This window comes from Limisalsivibrio acetivorans, from assembly GCF_000421105.1.
In the GTDB taxonomy this organism is placed as follows: domain Bacteria; phylum Chrysiogenota; class Deferribacteres; order Deferribacterales; family Geovibrionaceae; genus Limisalsivibrio; species Limisalsivibrio acetivorans.
Genome location: NZ_ATWF01000001.1, coordinates 931,130 through 949,541, shown reverse-complemented (window position 1 = coordinate 949,541; position 18,412 = coordinate 931,130). Strand labels below are relative to the sequence as shown.

The 18,412-nt window shown below is 47.1% G+C and carries 14 protein-coding genes; 7 read left to right on the top strand and 7 right to left on the bottom strand.

Annotated elements, in window-relative coordinates; translation table 11 throughout:
• Nucleotides 1–154 precede the first annotated feature (154 nt).
• Nucleotides 155–505, bottom strand: coding sequence for a hypothetical protein (locus tag K300_RS0104445; RefSeq protein ID WP_022850465.1), 351 nt, complete (start codon nt 503–505; stop codon nt 155–157).
• 101 nt (nt 506–606) lie between these two features.
• Here K300_RS0104445 and K300_RS0104440 point away from each other — a divergent pair, with 101 nt between their 5' ends.
• Both K300_RS0104440 and K300_RS0104435 read left to right on the top strand, forming a co-directional pair.
• Nucleotides 607–1,512 carry a sensor domain-containing diguanylate cyclase gene (locus K300_RS0104440; protein ID WP_026836296.1) on the top strand — a complete coding sequence of 302 codons (906 nt, stop codon included), beginning with the start codon at nt 607–609 and terminating at the stop codon, nt 1,510–1,512.
• A gap of 68 nt (nt 1,513–1,580) precedes the next feature.
• Nucleotides 1,581–1,859 (top strand): hypothetical protein, encoded by a 279-nt coding sequence (locus K300_RS0104435; protein ID WP_022850463.1) that lies wholly within the window; start codon nt 1,581–1,583, stop codon nt 1,857–1,859.
• Nucleotides 1,860–1,861: 2 nt separating this feature from the next.
• Here the strand turns inward: K300_RS0104435 and K300_RS0104430 are convergent, their stop codons facing one another.
• Complete coding sequence (locus K300_RS0104430) at nt 1,862–3,130, bottom strand: NAD(P)/FAD-dependent oxidoreductase (RefSeq protein WP_022850462.1); 1,269 nt, start codon at nt 3,128–3,130, stop codon at nt 1,862–1,864.
• A 90-nt stretch (nt 3,131–3,220) separates the two neighbouring features.
• Between K300_RS0104430 and K300_RS14540 the strand changes: the two genes are divergently transcribed.
• Nucleotides 3,221–3,847, top strand: a complete 627-nt coding sequence (locus tag K300_RS14540) for a YkgJ family cysteine cluster protein (protein WP_022850461.1) — start codon at nt 3,221–3,223, stop codon at nt 3,845–3,847.
• Here the strand turns inward: K300_RS14540 and K300_RS0104420 are convergent.
• The 3 genes from K300_RS0104420 to K300_RS0104410 form a co-directional block, all read right to left on the bottom strand.
• The gene (locus K300_RS0104420; protein ID WP_022850460.1) at nt 3,818–5,050 is read right to left on the bottom strand and encodes an MgtC/SapB family protein; all 1,233 of its coding nucleotides are present in this window, start codon (nt 5,048–5,050) and stop codon (nt 3,818–3,820) included. The two genes, K300_RS14540 and K300_RS0104420, sit on opposite strands and share 30 nt — an antisense overlap.
• 139 nt (nt 5,051–5,189) lie before the next feature.
• On the bottom strand, nt 5,190–6,017 hold the full coding sequence (cas6, locus tag K300_RS0104415) for a CRISPR-associated endoribonuclease Cas6 (protein ID WP_162139850.1): 828 nt from the start codon (nt 6,015–6,017) through the stop codon (nt 5,190–5,192).
• Nucleotides 6,018–6,168: 151 nt separating this feature from the next.
• Nucleotides 6,169–8,145: a methyl-accepting chemotaxis protein gene (locus tag K300_RS0104410; RefSeq protein WP_022850458.1), complete on the bottom strand. Its 1,977-nt coding sequence runs from the start codon at nt 8,143–8,145 to the stop codon at nt 6,169–6,171.
• Between the two features lie 382 nt (nt 8,146–8,527).
• Between K300_RS0104410 and K300_RS0104405 the strand changes: the two genes are divergently transcribed.
• The 4 genes from K300_RS0104405 to K300_RS0104390 are packed head-to-tail and all read left to right on the top strand — an operon-like array spanning nt 8,528 to nt 15,031.
• Nucleotides 8,528–9,796, top strand: coding sequence for a hypothetical protein (locus K300_RS0104405; protein ID WP_022850457.1), 1,269 nt, complete (start codon nt 8,528–8,530; stop codon nt 9,794–9,796).
• Nucleotides 9,797–9,798: 2 nt separating this feature from the next.
• The gene (locus K300_RS0104400) at nt 9,799–10,242 is read left to right on the top strand and encodes a hypothetical protein (RefSeq protein ID WP_022850456.1); all 444 of its coding nucleotides are present in this window, start codon (nt 9,799–9,801) and stop codon (nt 10,240–10,242) included.
• A 3-nt stretch (nt 10,243–10,245) separates the two neighbouring features.
• Nucleotides 10,246–11,862, top strand: a complete 1,617-nt coding sequence (locus K300_RS0104395) for an FtsZ/tubulin family protein (protein WP_022850455.1) — start codon at nt 10,246–10,248, stop codon at nt 11,860–11,862.
• A 16-nt stretch (nt 11,863–11,878) separates the two neighbouring features.
• A complete protein-coding gene (locus K300_RS0104390) occupies nt 11,879–15,031 on the top strand; it encodes a cell division protein FtsA (RefSeq protein WP_022850454.1) in 3,153 nt (1,050 codons plus the stop codon).
• Here K300_RS0104390 and K300_RS15995 read toward each other — a convergent pair.
• Both K300_RS15995 and K300_RS0104380 read right to left on the bottom strand, forming a co-directional pair.
• On the bottom strand, nt 15,028–18,015 hold the full coding sequence (locus tag K300_RS15995; protein WP_022850453.1) for a cache domain-containing protein: 2,988 nt from the start codon (nt 18,013–18,015) through the stop codon (nt 15,028–15,030). The genes K300_RS0104390 and K300_RS15995 overlap by 4 nt on opposite strands.
• Nucleotides 18,016–18,405: an STAS domain-containing protein gene (locus K300_RS0104380; protein ID WP_022850452.1), complete on the bottom strand. Its 390-nt coding sequence runs from the start codon at nt 18,403–18,405 to the stop codon at nt 18,016–18,018. It lies immediately after the preceding gene.
• Between the last annotated feature and the right edge of the window lie 7 nt (nt 18,406–18,412).

The following is an 18,412-nucleotide window of genomic DNA, read 5'->3' as shown; positions in this document are numbered from 1 at the left end:
TCAGGAGGTGCCAACGAAGGTCGATGAGAATACCGAACTGGTGACCTCAAACTTGGATATCAGAACAGCGGCTTGCAGGATTGCTGATATGGTCGCCCCCGCAATAAGCCACAGTGGGATGAAGCTCAGCGCAATCTGCCGTCGTGTGCATGGATCAAAGTGTCAGGAGTGCCCCTTTTGAGTAAACCACAAGGAATCGGCGAAGGGAAACAAACTCCGCACCTTCGGCTTTCCAGCTGGAAAAACCACTGTCCATGGAGTGGAGAACGAGTTTCCCCAGGTTCTTCTCATCCTCCTTTCCAATGCGAGGGATGTCATTGTGGAGTTCGTCCTGGATGATAAAGATGGTGGATATGAGGGTAGGATTGATATATGCTTTGAATTGTACAGTAAATGCGTTGGTATAACTGGCGGAGATTCTTCCTGATATCTTCGATAATGAGTTTACGACCAAGGCCCACAATGAAGGCTCGTGGATCGGGCTCAACATAGCAAAGAGAACCATAGAAGCCTCCAACACTCCATGGAGAGCATCCTTGACCCTTTGCATACCAGGCCAGAGAACAGCGGCTACTGTGCAAAAAAACAATGAAAAGGTTTGACTATATGTCTGATTTTAAGAATATCCATGAAAGTCTTCTTGAAAACCTCTATGACGGCGTATACTACGTGGACATGGATATGAGGATAACCTACTGGAACAGAGCTGCTGAAAGGATTACCGGATACAGGCGTGATGAGGTTCTGGGCAAGAGGTGCTCCGATAACATACTTCGCCATATCGACTGCCGAGGTGTGGAGCTGTGTGTTGAGGGCTGCCCTCTCGGAGAGACCCTTAAGGACGGAGAAACAAGAGAGGCAAACGTAAGCCTGCACCATAAGGCTGGGTATCGTCTCCCCGTGGCGGTGCGTATCTCCCCTATGCTTGATGAAGCAGGGAATATAGCCGGTGCTGTTGAGATATTTACGGACAGTTCCAGACAGATGGATCTCCTCCTTGAGGTGGAGAAGCTGAGGGATGAGAATGTTCGTGATCCCCTCACGGGTGTCGGTAACAGGAGATACGCTGATATAATCCTCAACTCAAAGAGGGATGAATACCTGCGCAGTTCGGTTCCCTTCGGTGTGCTTTTCATAGACATAGATCATTTCAAAAGTGTGAACGATACATGGGGGCATGATACAGGCGACTGTGTCCTTGAAATTGTGAGCAGCTCCATGAGCTACGCCCTGCGGGAGATGGATGTACTATGCCGCTGGGGGGGCGAGGAGTTTATTGCGATTATCCCAAATGCGGACGATTCCGTCCTTGGAAACGTTGCAGAGAGGCTCCGTTTCTCTGTGGAGAAGAGCTGGCTCGACATGCCAGATGACTCTTTACTTTTTGTTACCGTATCCATTGGGGGAACTATCTACAGGAAGGGTGAGGAGCTCTCTGATACCCTTAAAAGAGCGGATGATGCTATGTATTCCGCCAAGGATAGTGGACGCAACTGCATAAAGATCATCTAGGTGCTTAATGCCGTAACAATACCATAGAGCTTCCGGGTGTATAACATCCCTGCAGCAAGGGGGTGAATATGCTTGAAACAGTTGCGGTTATTCTGGGCCTTATACACACAGCGGCTATGCTGGTTTTCGTACCCATATGGAATATCCTTTCCAGACTAAACAAGAATATCAGCGGCATAGGCGATGCCCTCGGTGAACTAAGGCTACATATCTCCGAGAAATACTCCACCAAGGATGATTACTACCGCCTTGAAAGGCACCATGAGGAATGCGTTCGAAGGATCCATGAAAGGCTGGACGCCAAGGACAGCCTGTGCCTCGCCTGCCAGAACTACAAACCCAGATAGGTCTATTTGTAGAAACGCCAGTCCTTGCCGAGGATGAGCCTGGCTCCCCTGCGGAAGGTGAGGTAGGACCATGCCCACTGGGATACCACGGCGAAGCGGTTTCTGAATCCTGCCAGATAGTATATGTGAACCAGAAGCCAGGCGGCCCATGCGCTGAATCCGGTGAGCTTGATTCTGCCCATCTCCGTTATGGCACGGCTCCTTCCTATGGTGGCCATCTGCCCCTTATCCTTATAGACGAAGTTCCTTCGTTTCTTACCGTCGAGTTCGCTTATAATCAGCTCACCGAGATAGTTCCCCTGTTGCATGGCAACGGGTGCTATGCCGGGGAGAGGTTTTGCGTTCTCGCCGATGCAGGAGGCCATATCCCCGGCGGCGAATATGTTCGTATGCCCCGGTATGCTCAGATCCGGGTTAACCTTCACCTTGCACGCCCTATCCACCTCAAGCCCCGCATTTCTGCCAAGCTCGCTCCCTGAAACGCCAGCCGCCCAGAGGACCGTTGCGCATTCGATACGCTCATTACCTACGCTGACTCCCTCCTCATCGATGCAGGTAACCATGCTCTTCGTCCATACCTGAACACCCAGCTCCTCCATGGCCCGAACGGCCCATGATGTAAGCTTCGGGCTGAAAGAGGGGAGTATGCCGTCACCCCCCTCCAATAGTATGACCCTTGTGAGCTTCGCATCGATATTACGGAAGTCTCTGGCGAGTGTGTAGCGGCTCATCTCGCCGATGGCTCCGGCAAGCTCAACACCCGTTGGACCTCCGCCTACCACAACAAAGGTGAGCAGTCTGCGCTGTTTATCCCTGTCGTCGGTCTTCTCCGCCTCCTCAAATGCGCTGAGCACTCTTCGGCGTATCTCCGTGGCTTGCTCAAGGGTCTTTAGTCCGGGTGCGTTCTTCTCCCATTCGTCATTGCCGAAATACGAATGCCTCGCACCGCAGGCGAGGATAAGGTAATCGAAGTAGTATGCGCTCCCCTTTGTCTCCACCTTCGAGTTCTCTCTATCTATACCAGTAACCTCGTCCTGAATTACCTGTATGTTTCTATGTTCTGCCAGAATACTGCGTATGGGTACAGCTATCTCAGCAGGACTCAGCCCTGCCATGGCAACCTGGTAAAGGAGGGGCTGGAAGAGGTGATGATTCTTTTTGTCTATGAGAGTAACCTCAACATCATTTCTGCCGCCAAGTATTTTGGCCGCATTAAGCCCCACAAAACCGCCGCCGACTATAACCACTTTCTTCACGCTTTTTTCTGACATAATAAGACTCCATATATCCTAATTATCTCACCGATAATCGGATAATATCATTTTGCAGTCAAGTTTTTTCTCCGGATGGTACAATAGGGTATGGACAGATACAGAAGGCTTAGAGAGACAGCACTGGTGCTATTCAGGAAATGTCGTGAGAGCGAATGCCTTAGCATGGGTATGCGCAGTTATGCGGACCTCGCCGATGAGCTTAAACCGGCAGGAGGGGAGGGGAAGCCGGACTGTAGGAAGGGGTGTTCCCACTGTTGCGTTGTCCATGTCACAGTTCTTGTCCCGGAGGCTTACTCCCTCGCTTCATGGGCCCATGAAAACTGCGGTAGAGATTTTTATGAAAAGCTCAAGGAGCAGGCGGCGAGGCTTCGCTGGGTGGAGGAAGAGGACAGGCCCCTTATGTACACACCCTGCATTTTCCTTGGAGAGGAGGGTGAGTGTACCGTTCATCCCATAAGGCCTCTGCTCTGCCGTGGTGTCACCTCATTGAGCGAGAAGATGTGCAGGGACGCCATAGCGATGTCCGCCCTTGGTGAGCCTATCTCAGTAGTGATGGATCTGGTTCAGAGGGAGCACTACGACAAGGCTTTCAAGTCCGCAGCCGAAGGGATAGAAAAAGCTGGCGGTGATGCCAGGGGCTATGAGCTTACCTGGGCCGTCCTTAAGGCATATGAAGCAATCCTTTCAGAAAAAGAGGACAACACTCCCGCCTAGAAGCAGGGATGCGGTGAATACGCCCAGAACCCTGAGCCCCATCTCCTTACCCCCTATGAAAAGAACGAGAAGACCCTTCACAAGCGTATTGGTAGCCGCCGCTATCATGATTGCGAATGTGGCTGTTCTGTGGTCAATGGATTCTATGGACATCTTGGCCACCGAAAGGGTTATGGCGTCTACATCTGTCAGCCCTGAAAGGAAGGAGAGGATATAAAGACCCGTTTCACCAAACCATTGTGTACTCGCCTCGGAGAGCAGCATTATAAGGGCAAGCAGGGCGGCGAACTGAAGTGCGGGTGCTATCTGAAAAGGGTTGTGAAGGGGGATGTCCTCATCCTCCGCCTTCTTCGACCTTGTACCCGAAAAGGCGAAAAGGAGCATACCTGCATATATCCCTACACCGGTAACCACCAGTGCGGGTACAACCTTGGGCAGAAGGGCTGTGTTAACCACCGAAACCTCAATGATCATCCTTGGGAACATCGTTCCGCAGGCTATGAGTACCCCTGCGGCTAAGACATTCTTCAGATTGTACTTTCTCCCGAGTCTGGCAAAGCTCAGTGTTAATGCTGTGGAGGAGACGAAGCCTCCCAGAAGTCCGGTTATGAGAAAACCCTTCCCGGGACCGGCAATGCGAACAGCGAAATATCCCGCAAAGGATATGCCCGTTATCAGGACAACAAGGAGCCACAGCTCATATGGATTGAGGGCGTTCCATGGTCCGTAGCCTTCGTTCGGCAGAACGGGGAGCAGAACAACGGATATGAGAAGCATCTTCATGGCGGCGTGTATCTCCGCCGCTTCGATCTTTTTCACTATGTCGTAGAGGTAGGGTTTAACACTCAGCAGGACCATAGTCAGCACTGCAAAGGCGGATGCCTCGGTGGTGTAGCCCATGGGGGGCAGGATGCCGAGGGTGAAGGTTACAATGGCGGCCATGGAGGTTGTAAGCCCTATTTCGCTGTCATGGCCGCACTCCTTGAAGTGGGCAGCTATGATAAGGATTATGAAGGCTGAAAGACCCAGTCCGGGTATAAGCGGGCTGTTGTGTATCTCGCCCAGAAAGCCCGTCAACCCGCCGAACAGACCTATAAGACCAAAGGTGCGGATCCCCAGAATCGGATAATGCTCGTGTTCGCTTATCTCCTTCCATCCACGTTCCAAACCTATCAGCAGACCGAGGGAGAAGGAGAGGAGCACAGGAAAGAAATCTATGATGGCTCACCCCCTGCGAAGTGTTGTCTTATTGTTAGGATAGTGTCAAGAAACGGTTAAGACAACAGAAAACAGCGGTGGTGACTGAGGTTAGCTTGTATTTGACGGGATTATTTCTGTGAAATCAGCCTGCTGCCGGCTCCACCATGCCGAAGCCCTGCACGGTTCTCACACCCACGCCCATATCCATAAGAACAGAGAGGTCCTTCGGATCCCCCTTGATGGTGAATGTTCCGCTCAGCCCCGTTATCATCATGAGGGGTTTGCCCGTCTCCTTCCGGAAGGAGCCGAGGGTATGCTTAACAACGGACTTCTTCACTTTCAGGGGGGCAAGTTCAAAGGGGCGGGAGGGTTCAACGCCGCTATATGAGGCAAGTCTGTGGGCACAGCTGTTCCCGAAGGCTTCGGAGTATTCGCTGAGGGATACCTTATTGAAGAAGTCTATATCTTCGATATCGGGTATGAGCGGTTTTGAGCCAGTTTCAGATTCCAGAACAACGGGGCTGTGGGTCTGGATAGTGATAACATCGTCCTGAATCTGAAGGTCACGGCGGACAATGCTTATGTCACGTACTATGAGCTCAAGCCTTTCTCCGTTCACCGTCATGCCGGTATCGGTGGAGAATGGGAAGCGTTCCATGGTGCGGAAGCCGTCGTAGAGGTGTATAAGAAATTCATGGTCGGGGCTTGATATGTAAAGACTCACAGGCTTTTCATCCACCATATAGACACATTCGTGGATGATGAACTGGTCGTCTATCTTTATGTCGCATTCGGTGCGTCTGTTTTTGGGGAAGGCGACATTGAATGTGTAATAACGGTACTGGGGGGAATCGCCTTCAGGGAAATATCTGTTGTATGTACTTAATGAGCTGGCACGCAGGGCGGCCTTAATCATGGCTCCGAAACGGTGGCGGTAGATAACCGGAAGAGCCCGAATTCCTAAATCCACGCGGATAAGCATCTGTTCACCTCAACAATACAAGATTACCCCTTTTTTTAACCGGGGTCAATCTCTGGTGAACAAATACTATATTAATGGGTAGTCAAATATAATGAGATTCCTTATCAGTGTGTGATAGAGGTAGTATCCTGGTTGTTAACTAATCATCCGTTTTGAATCTGGAGACAAGGCTTGTGAGCTCCTCGGCATCCTTTGCGAGGCTGTCAGAGGATTTGGCAACCTCCTGTATGGATAAGTTTGATTCATCTGATGAGTCAGCCATTTCCCGGATATTACTGTTTATATCTCCGATGGCCGTAACTTCCTGGTTTACGGCAGCCGAGACGTTCGTTGCCGCCTCAAGTATTCTGTTTCCTGCATCCACAATCTTATCCAGAACAACGAGGGAATCCTCACCCAGGTCCGCTCCTCTGCCCACTTCTTTGCTAACCTTTTCCATGGAGCTTGTGGCATGGGTTGTTTCATTCTGCAGTGTGCTTATGATCCCTGTAATCTCCTGTGTTGCAGTGGATGTTTTCTCCGCCAGCTTTCTCACCTCATCGGCGACTACGGCAAAGCCTCGTCCGGCTTCACCCGCTCTAGCGGCTTCGATGGCGGCGTTGAGTGCGAGGAGGTTTGTCTGGTCTGCGATATCGTTAATAACATCAAGAATATCGCCTATCTTATCCGTGGAGCTGTTCAGCTCGCTGATTATGCGGGAGAGGGAGCCCACCTCATCCTGTATGGAGTTCATACCATCTATGGTTTTGCGGATTATCTCCCCACCTTCCCGTGTGTTCTCAGAGGCGTTTTTGGCTAGGTTCCTCGTTTCGTCCACCGATGAGCTGATACTCTCCGATGTTCTGGAAAGCTCCTCAAGGGCGGCGGCTATGGACTGGGTTTGCGCATTAGTGTTGTTGAAGACGGTGGAGAGTTCCTCTGTTGCAGCGGAGATCTCCTGGGATGATGAGCTGACGTTCAGTGCGTTATGCTTAACCTCAATGACGAGGTGGTTTATCTTGTCTACGAATTTGTTGAAGGAGAAGGCAAGGTCTGATATCTCATCGTTGCGCTTTACCTGAAGACGGTTTCTCAGATCTCCTCCACCCTCTGCGATGTCCTCTATCATATTTTTGAGACGTATGATCGGCTTTGTTATGCGCATGGAGACGTAAAGGGCTATGAGGGCGAAGATTCCCACAAGGAGAACCCCTGTTAAGGCGTATGTTAAGGTGACCCTGTTGATGACCGACTTTATCTCAGAGGACTCTATGAGGCCGATGAACTTCCAGCCCAGTTCGGGTGATGTGTATATGTTTGCTTCATACTCTTTGTCACCCAGGCTGACTCTGTAATGCCCGTTTGAGGAGCTGCTCAGGGTGTTGTATCCTTCACCCTCAAGTTCTGTGAGTTTCTTGAAGTTGTTAGAGGCTTCGGAAGGGTCGGCAAGGACTGTACCATCATCCTGAACGAGCATAAGGTATCCGGTTTTACCGATAGTTATGCTTTTTATCATATCTGTAAGTCCTTTAAGGCTTACATCCATGCCCTGTACTCCGATGAAGTTTCCTCTGCTGTCCTTAATGTTTGTGACAGTGCTCACGATAACGACATCATCGGCTGCGAAGTAGTAGGCGGGTGTGCGAGTGGTTCCGCCGGCATTTACAGCCGCTTTGTAGAAGGGTCTCTTTCTGGGGTCGTACTTCGCTCCCGTTGTTCCTTCGGGCCATTGGATGTAGCCGCCGTGTTTTGTGGCCATGTATACGTAGGCGAGATCCTTATGTGTGGAGGCGAAGCGTTCATAAACATCGTAGATATCTTCTTCTATTCCTCCGTTGGAGGAGGGGGTCATCTTGTTCTCTGTATTAGTGTCGTAGTAGGTAGTTATGGAATCATCCGCCTGTTTGACTATGGGGTGCTTCGCCATGTATTCAACGTTTTCACGCACCCCTTTGAAATGGATCTCAATGGAGTTTTCTATCTGACGTATCTCCCGCTTTGTGGAGTTAGTGAAATTTTCGTAGGTATCTTTGCGGATTTTATTGATAGATAATAATGAAAGTATCAAAACAGGAATGAGGATAGCACCTAGGAGTGAGATTATAACCCTCATCTTGATTGTGAATCGCATTCCCATATTAGCCCCCGGAAGTTTGAGTGTGATATATTATATTTGCATTGATTATTGAGTTTAAATGTCAAGAAAGTGTGAGTCAATCTTTAAATAAGTATGCAGTTATGGTGAAGCCGGGGTTAACCCTTATTGTAGAAGATAATCAGTATCTATGAGTATATGAGGGTATTATACATATAAATATCTAATGTAGCGTAAGTGATTCTGTAAATTAGATGCTGTTTTCCATAAGTTTTTAATGAATGCAAACTAAAGCGTTATGTTCGATTGTGATCTCAAACGGCTGTGATCAAAAGAAATTTGTTTGACACGACATGTTATGTGATCTATATATACGTTATGTGTATATAGTTTCCTTTTTAGAGCTTAAAGGTAGGGAAAGACAATGAAGTTCGATTTTAACTTTTTTCGTAGAAGCGGGGATGATGAACTGTATGGAGCTCAGTTTCAGGGTGCTCCTTCAAATAGCCGCCTTATTGTGTTCATTACCGTAGGCCTGCTGGTTATTATACTGCTGGCCTTATTATTAGTTAACGATAATAATAGTGACAGCACCTCTTCTGACGCATGCGATAAGTATATTAATACGTACAGTCAGGAAAACAGTGTCGTACTTTATTTTGACTCCTCAGCTTCTATGAAGGGCTACCTCAATACCAGCTCCAGGTATAGAAACTATCTTAGTAACCACATATCTACCTTTGCAGTATCTAACAATATCGAAATACACATGTTTAATGACAATTTGAGCAGATCAGCCGTGGAAGATGTTTTAAATGCTGACAATTACAGAAGCTACAGTTATTACAACGCCCCCTTTCAGGATATTGCGGAGAAAATGCCCCGTTCTTTCGCTGTGGTCGGAGACTTTGTGCTCAGTGAAAGGGAGAACAGTAACGGGTTAAGGCAGAATATGCTGGATGCCATCGCTCTGATCTCCAGTAAGGGTTATAAATTCAGACTTTACATGATGGAGACCGATTTCGAAGGCACCGCCTATTCTGAAATGAACGGTGGGGGCCCAATAGGGCAGGTGAGCACGAACAGGCCAATATTTGTCCTTCTTGGTGCAAAAAACATAGATGCTCTGAATACCATGACCAGCACAAACGCACCCTTTAATAACACTTTATTTCAGAATAGCTACGACTTCTTCAGAAATGTAAATATTGAAGTAAAGGATATACAGGTTAAGAACCAGTCTCAATATCGCAGAATATCAGAGAATTCCAAATGTGCTACGATCCAAAACAGAGCAAACCTCGAGAACAAGCCACTTGAACTCCAGTTAAGCTATGAAATCCCCCCCACGCACTATATATCTAGAATACAGGTGTGGAAAAGCATGGATGCATCGTTTTCCCGCTCTGAGAGGCACAACAGCATGCCGGATAACTCCGCTAGAAATGGTACCTATGAGGTATCCATCCCCAGAGAGGCTGGAAGTAACTACAGCGTTGTTTATTACAAGCTGAACATGAAGTTGGAAAGCGCACAGCCGAGAATAATCTCCAACTGGGTGAGGGACGTCTCAACGAATAATGACACGGATAGCGACGACTACAACAAAGTCTACAGGTTTGAAAGCCTTGTTTCATCAATCAATAGAATAATTGGTGAATGGTCGCCCTATTTCATAGAGGTTAGGGATTAATTATGGAAATTATTATAGCTAAACTTGCGGATATTGGTTTTGCTCTGTTTATTAAGATATTTACAGACTACATAACTAGAGTTGATGTAGATATTCCTCAACAGAATATCCTAGCGATCGGAACTATTCTACTTTTTCTTTTTAATGCAATTATCTGTTATTTATCAATCCGAAGGCCTGATTACAATACCCTAACTATCTTAAAAGGGCGTGATTTGCTTCGTGTTCAGGATCAGGTGAACAAGGCATTGGTTAAACGATCGACAATAATATTTGGGTTATCCTCGGTTGTAAACTTAGGAATACTCACTTATTTCATCTATGGAAAAGCAGTTCCCGCCGCGATTATTTCATTACTCTTAACATTGCTATGGCTATCTTTAGCATATCTGACCAGGAATTCTGGTATGACCACGCCAGTTCAACTGCTTATGAGGAGGGGGTAGAGTATGAGTCTGATAATATCTATAGGCGGTACAGGCTCTAAATTTCTGGAAGCCTTCTTATTCTATAGTGCCATAGGCGGTTTTTGTACCGGATCTGGTAATGAAAGGAGCAAACTCAAGGTACTTAATATAGACCCGGATAAAGCAAACGCAAACTTCCAGCGTGCAGATAAGGTTGCCGGATACATGAATACATTAAGCAAGAATACAGGCAACTTTAAGTATATGTTTCCCGAAAATATTGATTATCTCATACCGGAAAAAACCTACCACTCTCTTCCTATATTTGATTCAAATGATGGAACGCATTGCTCCACGATGAATGAGTATTTCGGACCCCAAAAGCTGCCGAAACTTCTTTTTGCAGAGAAGGCCAGGAACGAAAACATGGATATAGGCTTTAAAGGGCGTGCATCTGTGGGTTCCGCTGTTATGGCGAGCCTGTTTGACATAGATCGCAAGCCGTGGAATGAGATCCAGAACCACCTGGGCAAAGGTGGGGAAAGCGGAAAGGTGTTCCTGTGCGGTTCTGTCTTTGGTGGTACAGGCGCATCCATATTCCCAACGCTTGCAAGGCTTATCAAAACTAGTATGGGGCTCAATCCCGAGAAGGTTGAGGTCGGCGGTGCCCTGATCTTTCCCTATTTTGACTTCAGACGTGCTAAGGGGGGCGCACATCAGCATTTTGTTGATCCGGATAACTTTCTCAGCAAGTCAAAGCTTCATATGGAGTATTATTATTCACTCCAGGGCTCAAACCCCATGAGCCGCGTATATATGATAGGGGAGCAGTATACCAAGGAGATCCCCCTTGGGGTGGGTGGTCAAACCCAGAACAACCCTGCACACCATGTTGAGCTTTTGGGGGCAATGGCTCTGTATGATTTTCTTAACAGACCAAAGCAGACCGACCTGAAAACCGACTATATGTATCTGACAAGGGAACACACCAAACAGGTTTCCTGGAAGGATATTGAACTCATCGGTGCTAACGGAGGCTTCAAACCCGTTAACACTGTAAAGGGGAAGTTCCTCACAGCTTTGATATGCTCGACCACTTTTCTCCTTTATTGGAACCCGCTACTGCGCAATGATGATTTTAGGCGTACAAAGCTTTACATTACATACTTTAGCGGCATTGACACTGACTTTCTGAATGCGTTGAAGGACTTCTATTGTGATTTCATACTGTGGGTTTTGAGTATGCAGACCGGAGATATCGAGCAGGTTGATGAAAGCTATTTTGGCACGATTCTGAACGCAGGCGAGGACACGAACGTTAAGTTTGTGAACTACGCTAAGGTTAAGGAACTTCTAAAACTTGCCAGGGAGGAGAATCTGGACTCACTACTGGAAAAGGAACCGGCAAAGTTTATATCCTATATTCTTCATCATTCTGAGAAGATCAGAGAAGAGAACTCCATGAACCACATCTATAATGATGCAATTTACTATTTGTCAACCAACAAAAAGCTTGCAGAGAGAGATGGAGCTCCTAAACAGGAGGGAATCCCAGATGAACTCAAGCTTCACACATACGTTGATAGCCCAAATTGCAGGCTGATGGATATGATCTATTTTTCAAGTGCCATGGCTGCAAATAGAATGCTTAGTAGTTAAAAGGAAGGTCCAGGATATGTCTATAAACTCATTCCTCCCAAAGATTGAAAGTATAAGAAATCAGGAGATCAATGGTGCTGACGGCTACAGAACTGAGATCCAGTCTGACCAGAGCTACTCTCACGGATGGAACTACTTCACAGATATAAGAAGTGATTTTGTGGATAATATCGATATCGGTTTGATTAACCAGCAGGAGCTTTCATCTTTCATACCGAATATATGGTCCCGGGTTATTCTTGCAAAAATCTCTGATACAACCCACGATGAGACCATAAGCAATATCCTCACCGATGAGCTGAGGGGGCTCTACGCTGTTATAATCCTAAGGAACTACTACCCCCACCTTGATATCAGGTTTGAAGAGTACACCTTTTCTTCGGCTGAAGAGGAGTGGGAGAAGAAAAGGATTGTGGACAGCATTGCCAAAAATCTTTACAGCACCTCCATTACCTCACTGCATTTCTTATATGTGAATAATCAGATAATGGGTGGGCTTATCCAGAGTGATTACTATACAGGCCTCTTCCCTGCTGCTGAATATCCGGACAGCATGAGCTCTGCTGTGATCCCATGGTTCAGCGATGAAGACAGGATTCTCAAAGATCCCTTAGACTGTGATTATATGTGGCCCCTTTCCCTTAACAATGTGAAGATGATACTCAACTTCTGGACGCAGGAGGTTTATCCCAGTTGCGGTAATATGAGTCCCTGGATCTTTTCCAAGTGGCAGGTTGAAAAGAAAAAGAGTGAGCCATACGATCAGCATGAACTCAAAAGGGTTCTCCCTGAAAAGAAGCTTCTGCACGATGAACATTCATTATCCTATCTTAACTACCATGTTGCTATGGACATAAACCCCAACGAGCTCTTCAAGGATCTGTCGAGTACTCTGTACCGTTCTGTAGATCACGATCATGCGCCCCTTATGCCGATCATGAAAGATGGTGTGAGCAGGATTTATAAACACTGCTTCACAGGACGAAGGCGAAAAGAGTTCAGTATGGATATCAACAATAACACAATGGAACTTACCATTGATAAACTTACTTTCCGCCATGAATTTACATCATCCCAGGATGTGAAGCTCCCTGTGGTTTGTTCATGGCCCGATTTCCACTCCGATGAATGGCATGAGTATTACATATGGGTGGTTAAAAAGGATGATTTCGAGATTACCCCCATTGTCGATGGCGATACCCAGCACACCGAAGGCCGGTTTGCCATTACCTGGACTATGAGCACTCCCCCCACAGGGGTTTCTGTGAAGTATAAGGGTAGAGAGATAGGTGTTCTTCTGATGCCTAAGATCCTTAATAATATCAAAGGAACACAGCCGGGGAAAAAGACTAACATATCCGTAGATGTGGGAACATCTCACATTGCTGTTATGGAGAACGATCCTGAGAAAGACACAATAGAAGGTTTTAGGATCAAGAACCGGCTTCTTTGGGTTACTGTTCCAGAGGACAAGGCAGGGTATCTTGATTATAACAAAACTAATGTTCCGATTGATTGTTTTGTCAGCAAGGACTTCATGCCCTACTACAGGAATGATAGTGAGGGAACTCTGTCTTCTGTCCCTGTTCTGATGAAGCTGAGGGTGCCGGATCATGAATTGAAAGGCCATTCTGTCCTTGATTCTGTTGCTATTGTTTCCATGAACAACAGTATTCCACCATTTGTTGAGGACGGAGTGCTTAGTGATGAGGATTTTGAAAGGATAGCATCAAGATATAAAGAACGGGTTAAGTGGGAACACAGAAGCAACCGAAGATATCTTGGTATGTATTTGAGGCATATATCAACCCTTATCCGGGCAGAGCTTTTCGAACGCAGGATAGGCGTTCAGGACCTTAATGTTTATACATCTCTTCCCATGGGAGAGGATGGCGACAGGGAGGAGCTCTTAAATAACATCTTTGCAAATGTTGGTGTAAAGCTTGTGTCTGAAAGCCTTGCCATAGCAAGGGCGGAGGAACTCATGCTCGGTTCGTCCGTGCCCGTGGTTACGGTGGATGTGGGCGGAGGAACAAGCGATTTCGCTGTATGGAGAAAGCAACGTCTCTATATTGAAACCGTGGTCAAGTTTGCCGGAAACATAATGAACCAGTACTTTATGGAGAACCCCAAGATCCTCTCTTACAAGCTGGAGTGGTTCGGTAGCAAGTATAGAAGCAGGTTCGACAATATCCATCGTGCTATGGAGTCGATAAACGAATCCACGCTCTCCCTTCTTTTTAAAGCAGGTGGGACAAGGTTTATTGACAGACTTGTTAACGCTGGCCCGAGCGCAGTTGTAGAGCTCAGGAGTGCCCAAAGTCTGGCTATCTTCTCCTACTCGGCAATTATGTTCTATGCGGGTATGTCTCTCAAGAGGTGTAAGCAACTGAAGGGTGCTGATTTTGAACTGGGCATTTGGAATGATGGAGAAGATAAAAAAAATATCAGGCTAACTCTCTTTTTGGCAGGAAACGGGTGGGGATATCTGGACCTACTTTTCGGTAAGAGTCATTCTGGCGCTTTTGTCAAAAAAGTGATGGAGGTTCTTCAGAGATCATTCAACTGCGGGTATGGCTCTAATGATCTGCGGATCGAACTGAAACGTTCTTCAAACCCGAAAACTGAGGTTGCTAAAGGTCTTCTGAAAGACATCTATAGTGAGATCCATAATATTGAACCGGAAACGAAATTCCCTATTGTGGGTGAAAACGGATTTTATGAATCTAGTAGTGACACTGGCAAAGATAATGAGAACGGCAGAGAAGGTACAGGAGATACCCAGTCTACCGGAAACGCTCCAGAGGAGCTGAACCAAGAATCGACAGATGATACCCAGTCATCCCCGTGTTCAAGCAGCTCTATTACTGACACGGATAAAAAGTTGGAAGGTGACAATATCGAACACCTGAAAACGCTTTTTGAGGTCGACGGCTGTGAGAAACAGTATGATTCAGTAAAAGAATACAAACAGTATAACAGATTTATAGAGTGTTTTGAGGAAAAGTGGAAACCGTTCCCTGATTTCAATGATGTCTACCCCATCGTTCAGGATTATATGACAAGGAAGGAGGGTGAAGTCGATGAACCGATATTCTTTATCATAATCAAGGCAGCAATACTTCACGCATGGGGACTGGATCTTCTTAACGGGGAGAGCAACAGCTAGATAACGTTAAGCACTACCCTGTTTCTACCCTCGCTCTTTGCCTTATAGAGTGCTTCATCCGCAATGCGGTATATTGTATCTGTATCATTAACATCGCTGCCGGACAGGTCTACGCATACAACGCCCAAGGAGATCGTTAAATAATCCGATGCGCTGTTTTTAGCGTGGGGTATTCCCGCCTGCTCAACGGCGTTTTTTACCCTTTCGGCAAAGGCTCTGGTTTTATCTCCGTCCTGACCCGAGAAGAGTATACCGAACTCCTCTCCACCTAAACGGAAGGCGAAGTCGCCACCCCTCTGCATCATATCGTCCAGTATCTCCGCCACACGTCTAAGGGCGGTGTCACCCTGTTTGTGACCATAGGTGTCGTTATACTGCTTGAAGTGGTCTATATCTATCATTCCGAAGGATAAGAAGCCATGTTCCCGTTTCATCCGGCGCAGTTCTTCCTGTATGGTTTTATTGAAGAATCGTCTGTTGTAAACCCCTGTGAGTTCATCGGTTACCGAAAGACGCTCAACCATTTTCCGGTCTGTTATATCCTGACGTATGGAGATGTATCCGAAGACATTCCCCTCCTTGTCGTACCTCGGGCTTACATAGGCGGAAACCCAGTATGTCTCACCGTTCTTGCGCTTGTTTCTAAGCTCGCCTCGCCAAGTATTTCCCTTTGTGATGGTTTCCCAGAGCTCATTGTATACACCTTCTTCTGTTTCGTCATGGCGCAGGATCCTATGGTTCTGCCCAATAAGCTCCTCCTTGGAGTAGCCGGAAACTCTGCAGAAGGCCTCGCTGGCGGAGGTGATGTTTCCATCTTTATCTGTTTCTGATGTGATGACATTCTCGTCCACGATACGCACATACTCATTCAGCTTTTCATAGGCTTCCTTAACCTGTTCCTGGGCCTTTCGTATGTTTGTAACATCTTGGACAGTGCCGAAAACACGTCTGGCTTTTCCCTCTTTGTAATCCGCCTTTATGCGGCCATGGACATGCCTCTCGTAGCCGCTCCTTGTTATAACCCTGTAGTCGGCGGAGAAGGGGGTTCCCGTTTTGACTGCGCCATCGAACTTCAATTCCACCATATCCCTGTCCTCCGGATGGATTCTCTCCATCGGATCGTCCACCTTAAGCTCACCCTCGGGTAGATCGAATATCTTCCGGAAAACATCGGAGACCCAGAACCTTCCGTCGGCAAGGTTCATCTCCCAGCTTCCTGTATGGGACACCTCCTGTGCCATCTCCATATTCTCTTGTGCCTTAAGGAATTTATCCTGTAGTTCCTTAGACTCTGTTATGTCTGCAAAGGTTGTTACAATCCTGCTGAGCCTTCCGTATTCATCGATGATCGGAACGGATGTTGCCTGTATCCATACAATCTCCGAACCGGCAAGGACGAAGCCGGTTATATGGTTGCTGATCTTCTTCTTTTTTCTTCTTGCAAGGTTCATAGGATACTCTTCGGGGGGGCAGAAGCTTTTATCCTCGAAGATGATCCTGAAATCGAGTTCGTGGGGTAGTTTGCCGAGGATTTCCTTTTTGTTGAGTCTCAAGATCTGTTCAAAGCTTTTGTTTACATCAAGTATCTTCCCGCGGCTGTCCTGTAGAAGAACACCTTCCTCCATGGTTGAGAATATGGTGTTCAGCCTTTCCTGAATATTCCTGCGCCCCCGTATCTCATTCTCCAGCTCTGCCTGCTTATCCTTGAGGTTGTTTTCGAAGCTCAGCTTCTCATCTATCATCCTGTTTGCCTGCTCTGCAAGGGTTCGGAATTCATCATAGGGAAGTTCATCGGGGTTTATGTGCTCGTAGCTCTCCCTTCCTCTGCGGAAAAACTCTGAGAACTTGGAGAATCCCGCTTCGGTTTTTCGGTATATGACTCGGGATAATAGGTAAAGCAGGATAAACAGTATGCTGAAAACCGCACTCATCTTGATGAAGCTCATTTTCACTTTCTGCCTGAGCTCCTCCTCCTTGGATGCTATGTATTCATCAATATCGTTGGTGTAGGCGCCTGTACCGATGATCCAGCCCCATTCGTTATCCCCGTATACGTATGAGAGCTTAGGCTCAGGATCCTTAGTGTCTATCCTGGGGAACTGGTACTCGAAGAATCCTGAACCCTTCTCCCGAACTATACTCATAGCTTTTCTATAGATAGTGCCTGTATCCTCCCCTCCGGTGCCTTCTCTAGGAACAGGCTCCTGGAAGTACACCCCCCTGCTGGCAAGGATATGCCCCGAATAATCCACAATGAAAATGTAGCCGTCCTCACCAAAGCGGACAGATGCTGCATTCCGGAGCATATCTGTCTTTATTTCCTCCTCGATGCTTTTAGTAAAAATCCCTGCTGCAATATGCCAGTCCAGCTCCGGCAGATGGGTGATACTGTAGATTATTTCATGATTCATGCCGGTTCCCATCCCTCTGTTGCCCCAATAGCCCTTTACGATCCCCCCGCCGTTGTTACTTTTCTCGATCATTTCACGATATAAGAAAGAGCCGCTGCTGTCCTTTTGGGACAGGGCACTTCTACCTTCGTTCTGCCGCTGATTTGTATCAAGGAGGATCGTTCCGTCGGAGGAGATGATCACCCAGTGCTCACGTTTCTTTTCTGATATGAGGGAATTGATATTGTTAAGCGCTATCCTCCGAAGTTTTTGGGCGGTTGTGCTCCTCTCAAACTCACTGTACAGGTTTTTTACCATCAAGGATGCAAGATCCGTCTCCTTGCTTACGGCTGAAACGGATTTCTCTTCAACGGTGGAACGGTTCTGCTCAATTATGTTGCTTATCTCCTGAACGCTGTTTCTGAGCCTGTTCTTAACCGAGCTTATATAATTTGACTTCAATGTATCCGCCTCAAAGCTGAAATAGCGGTAAATATCGTTTATCCAGAAAGCACCTGCAGCGGCGAGCGTAATGAAGATCGATATCATAAAGGAGAAGAATACGGCTGTTGAAAGTTTACGGAAGAAGGGCATCTAGCTATCCTCGTCCTTCTCTGTCTTATATATGGGAACTGAGGGGCCGTGGTAGCTGCTGTAGCTTTTTACGGCGGAATCAACATCGGGGAAGAGCTTGATGATTCGGTCAAGGCTGGTGGTGGAGAAAACATCCCTTATACCTGAACAGAGAGAAGCGAGACGTATATCTCCATCGGCGGAGCGGAAATGTGCTACCCTCTTAACCAGTGAGCCCAGCCCGGAGGAGTCTATATAAACTGATGCACTCATATTGATCACTATCCTGTTGATGTTTTTCATAAGAAGCTCATCCAGAACAGGCTGCAGCTCAATTACGCTGTCCTGATTAACAGTTTTTGGGGAGCAGAGAACCGCTATGCTGTTATTAATACTTTCTATGCTCCACATGCAAGCC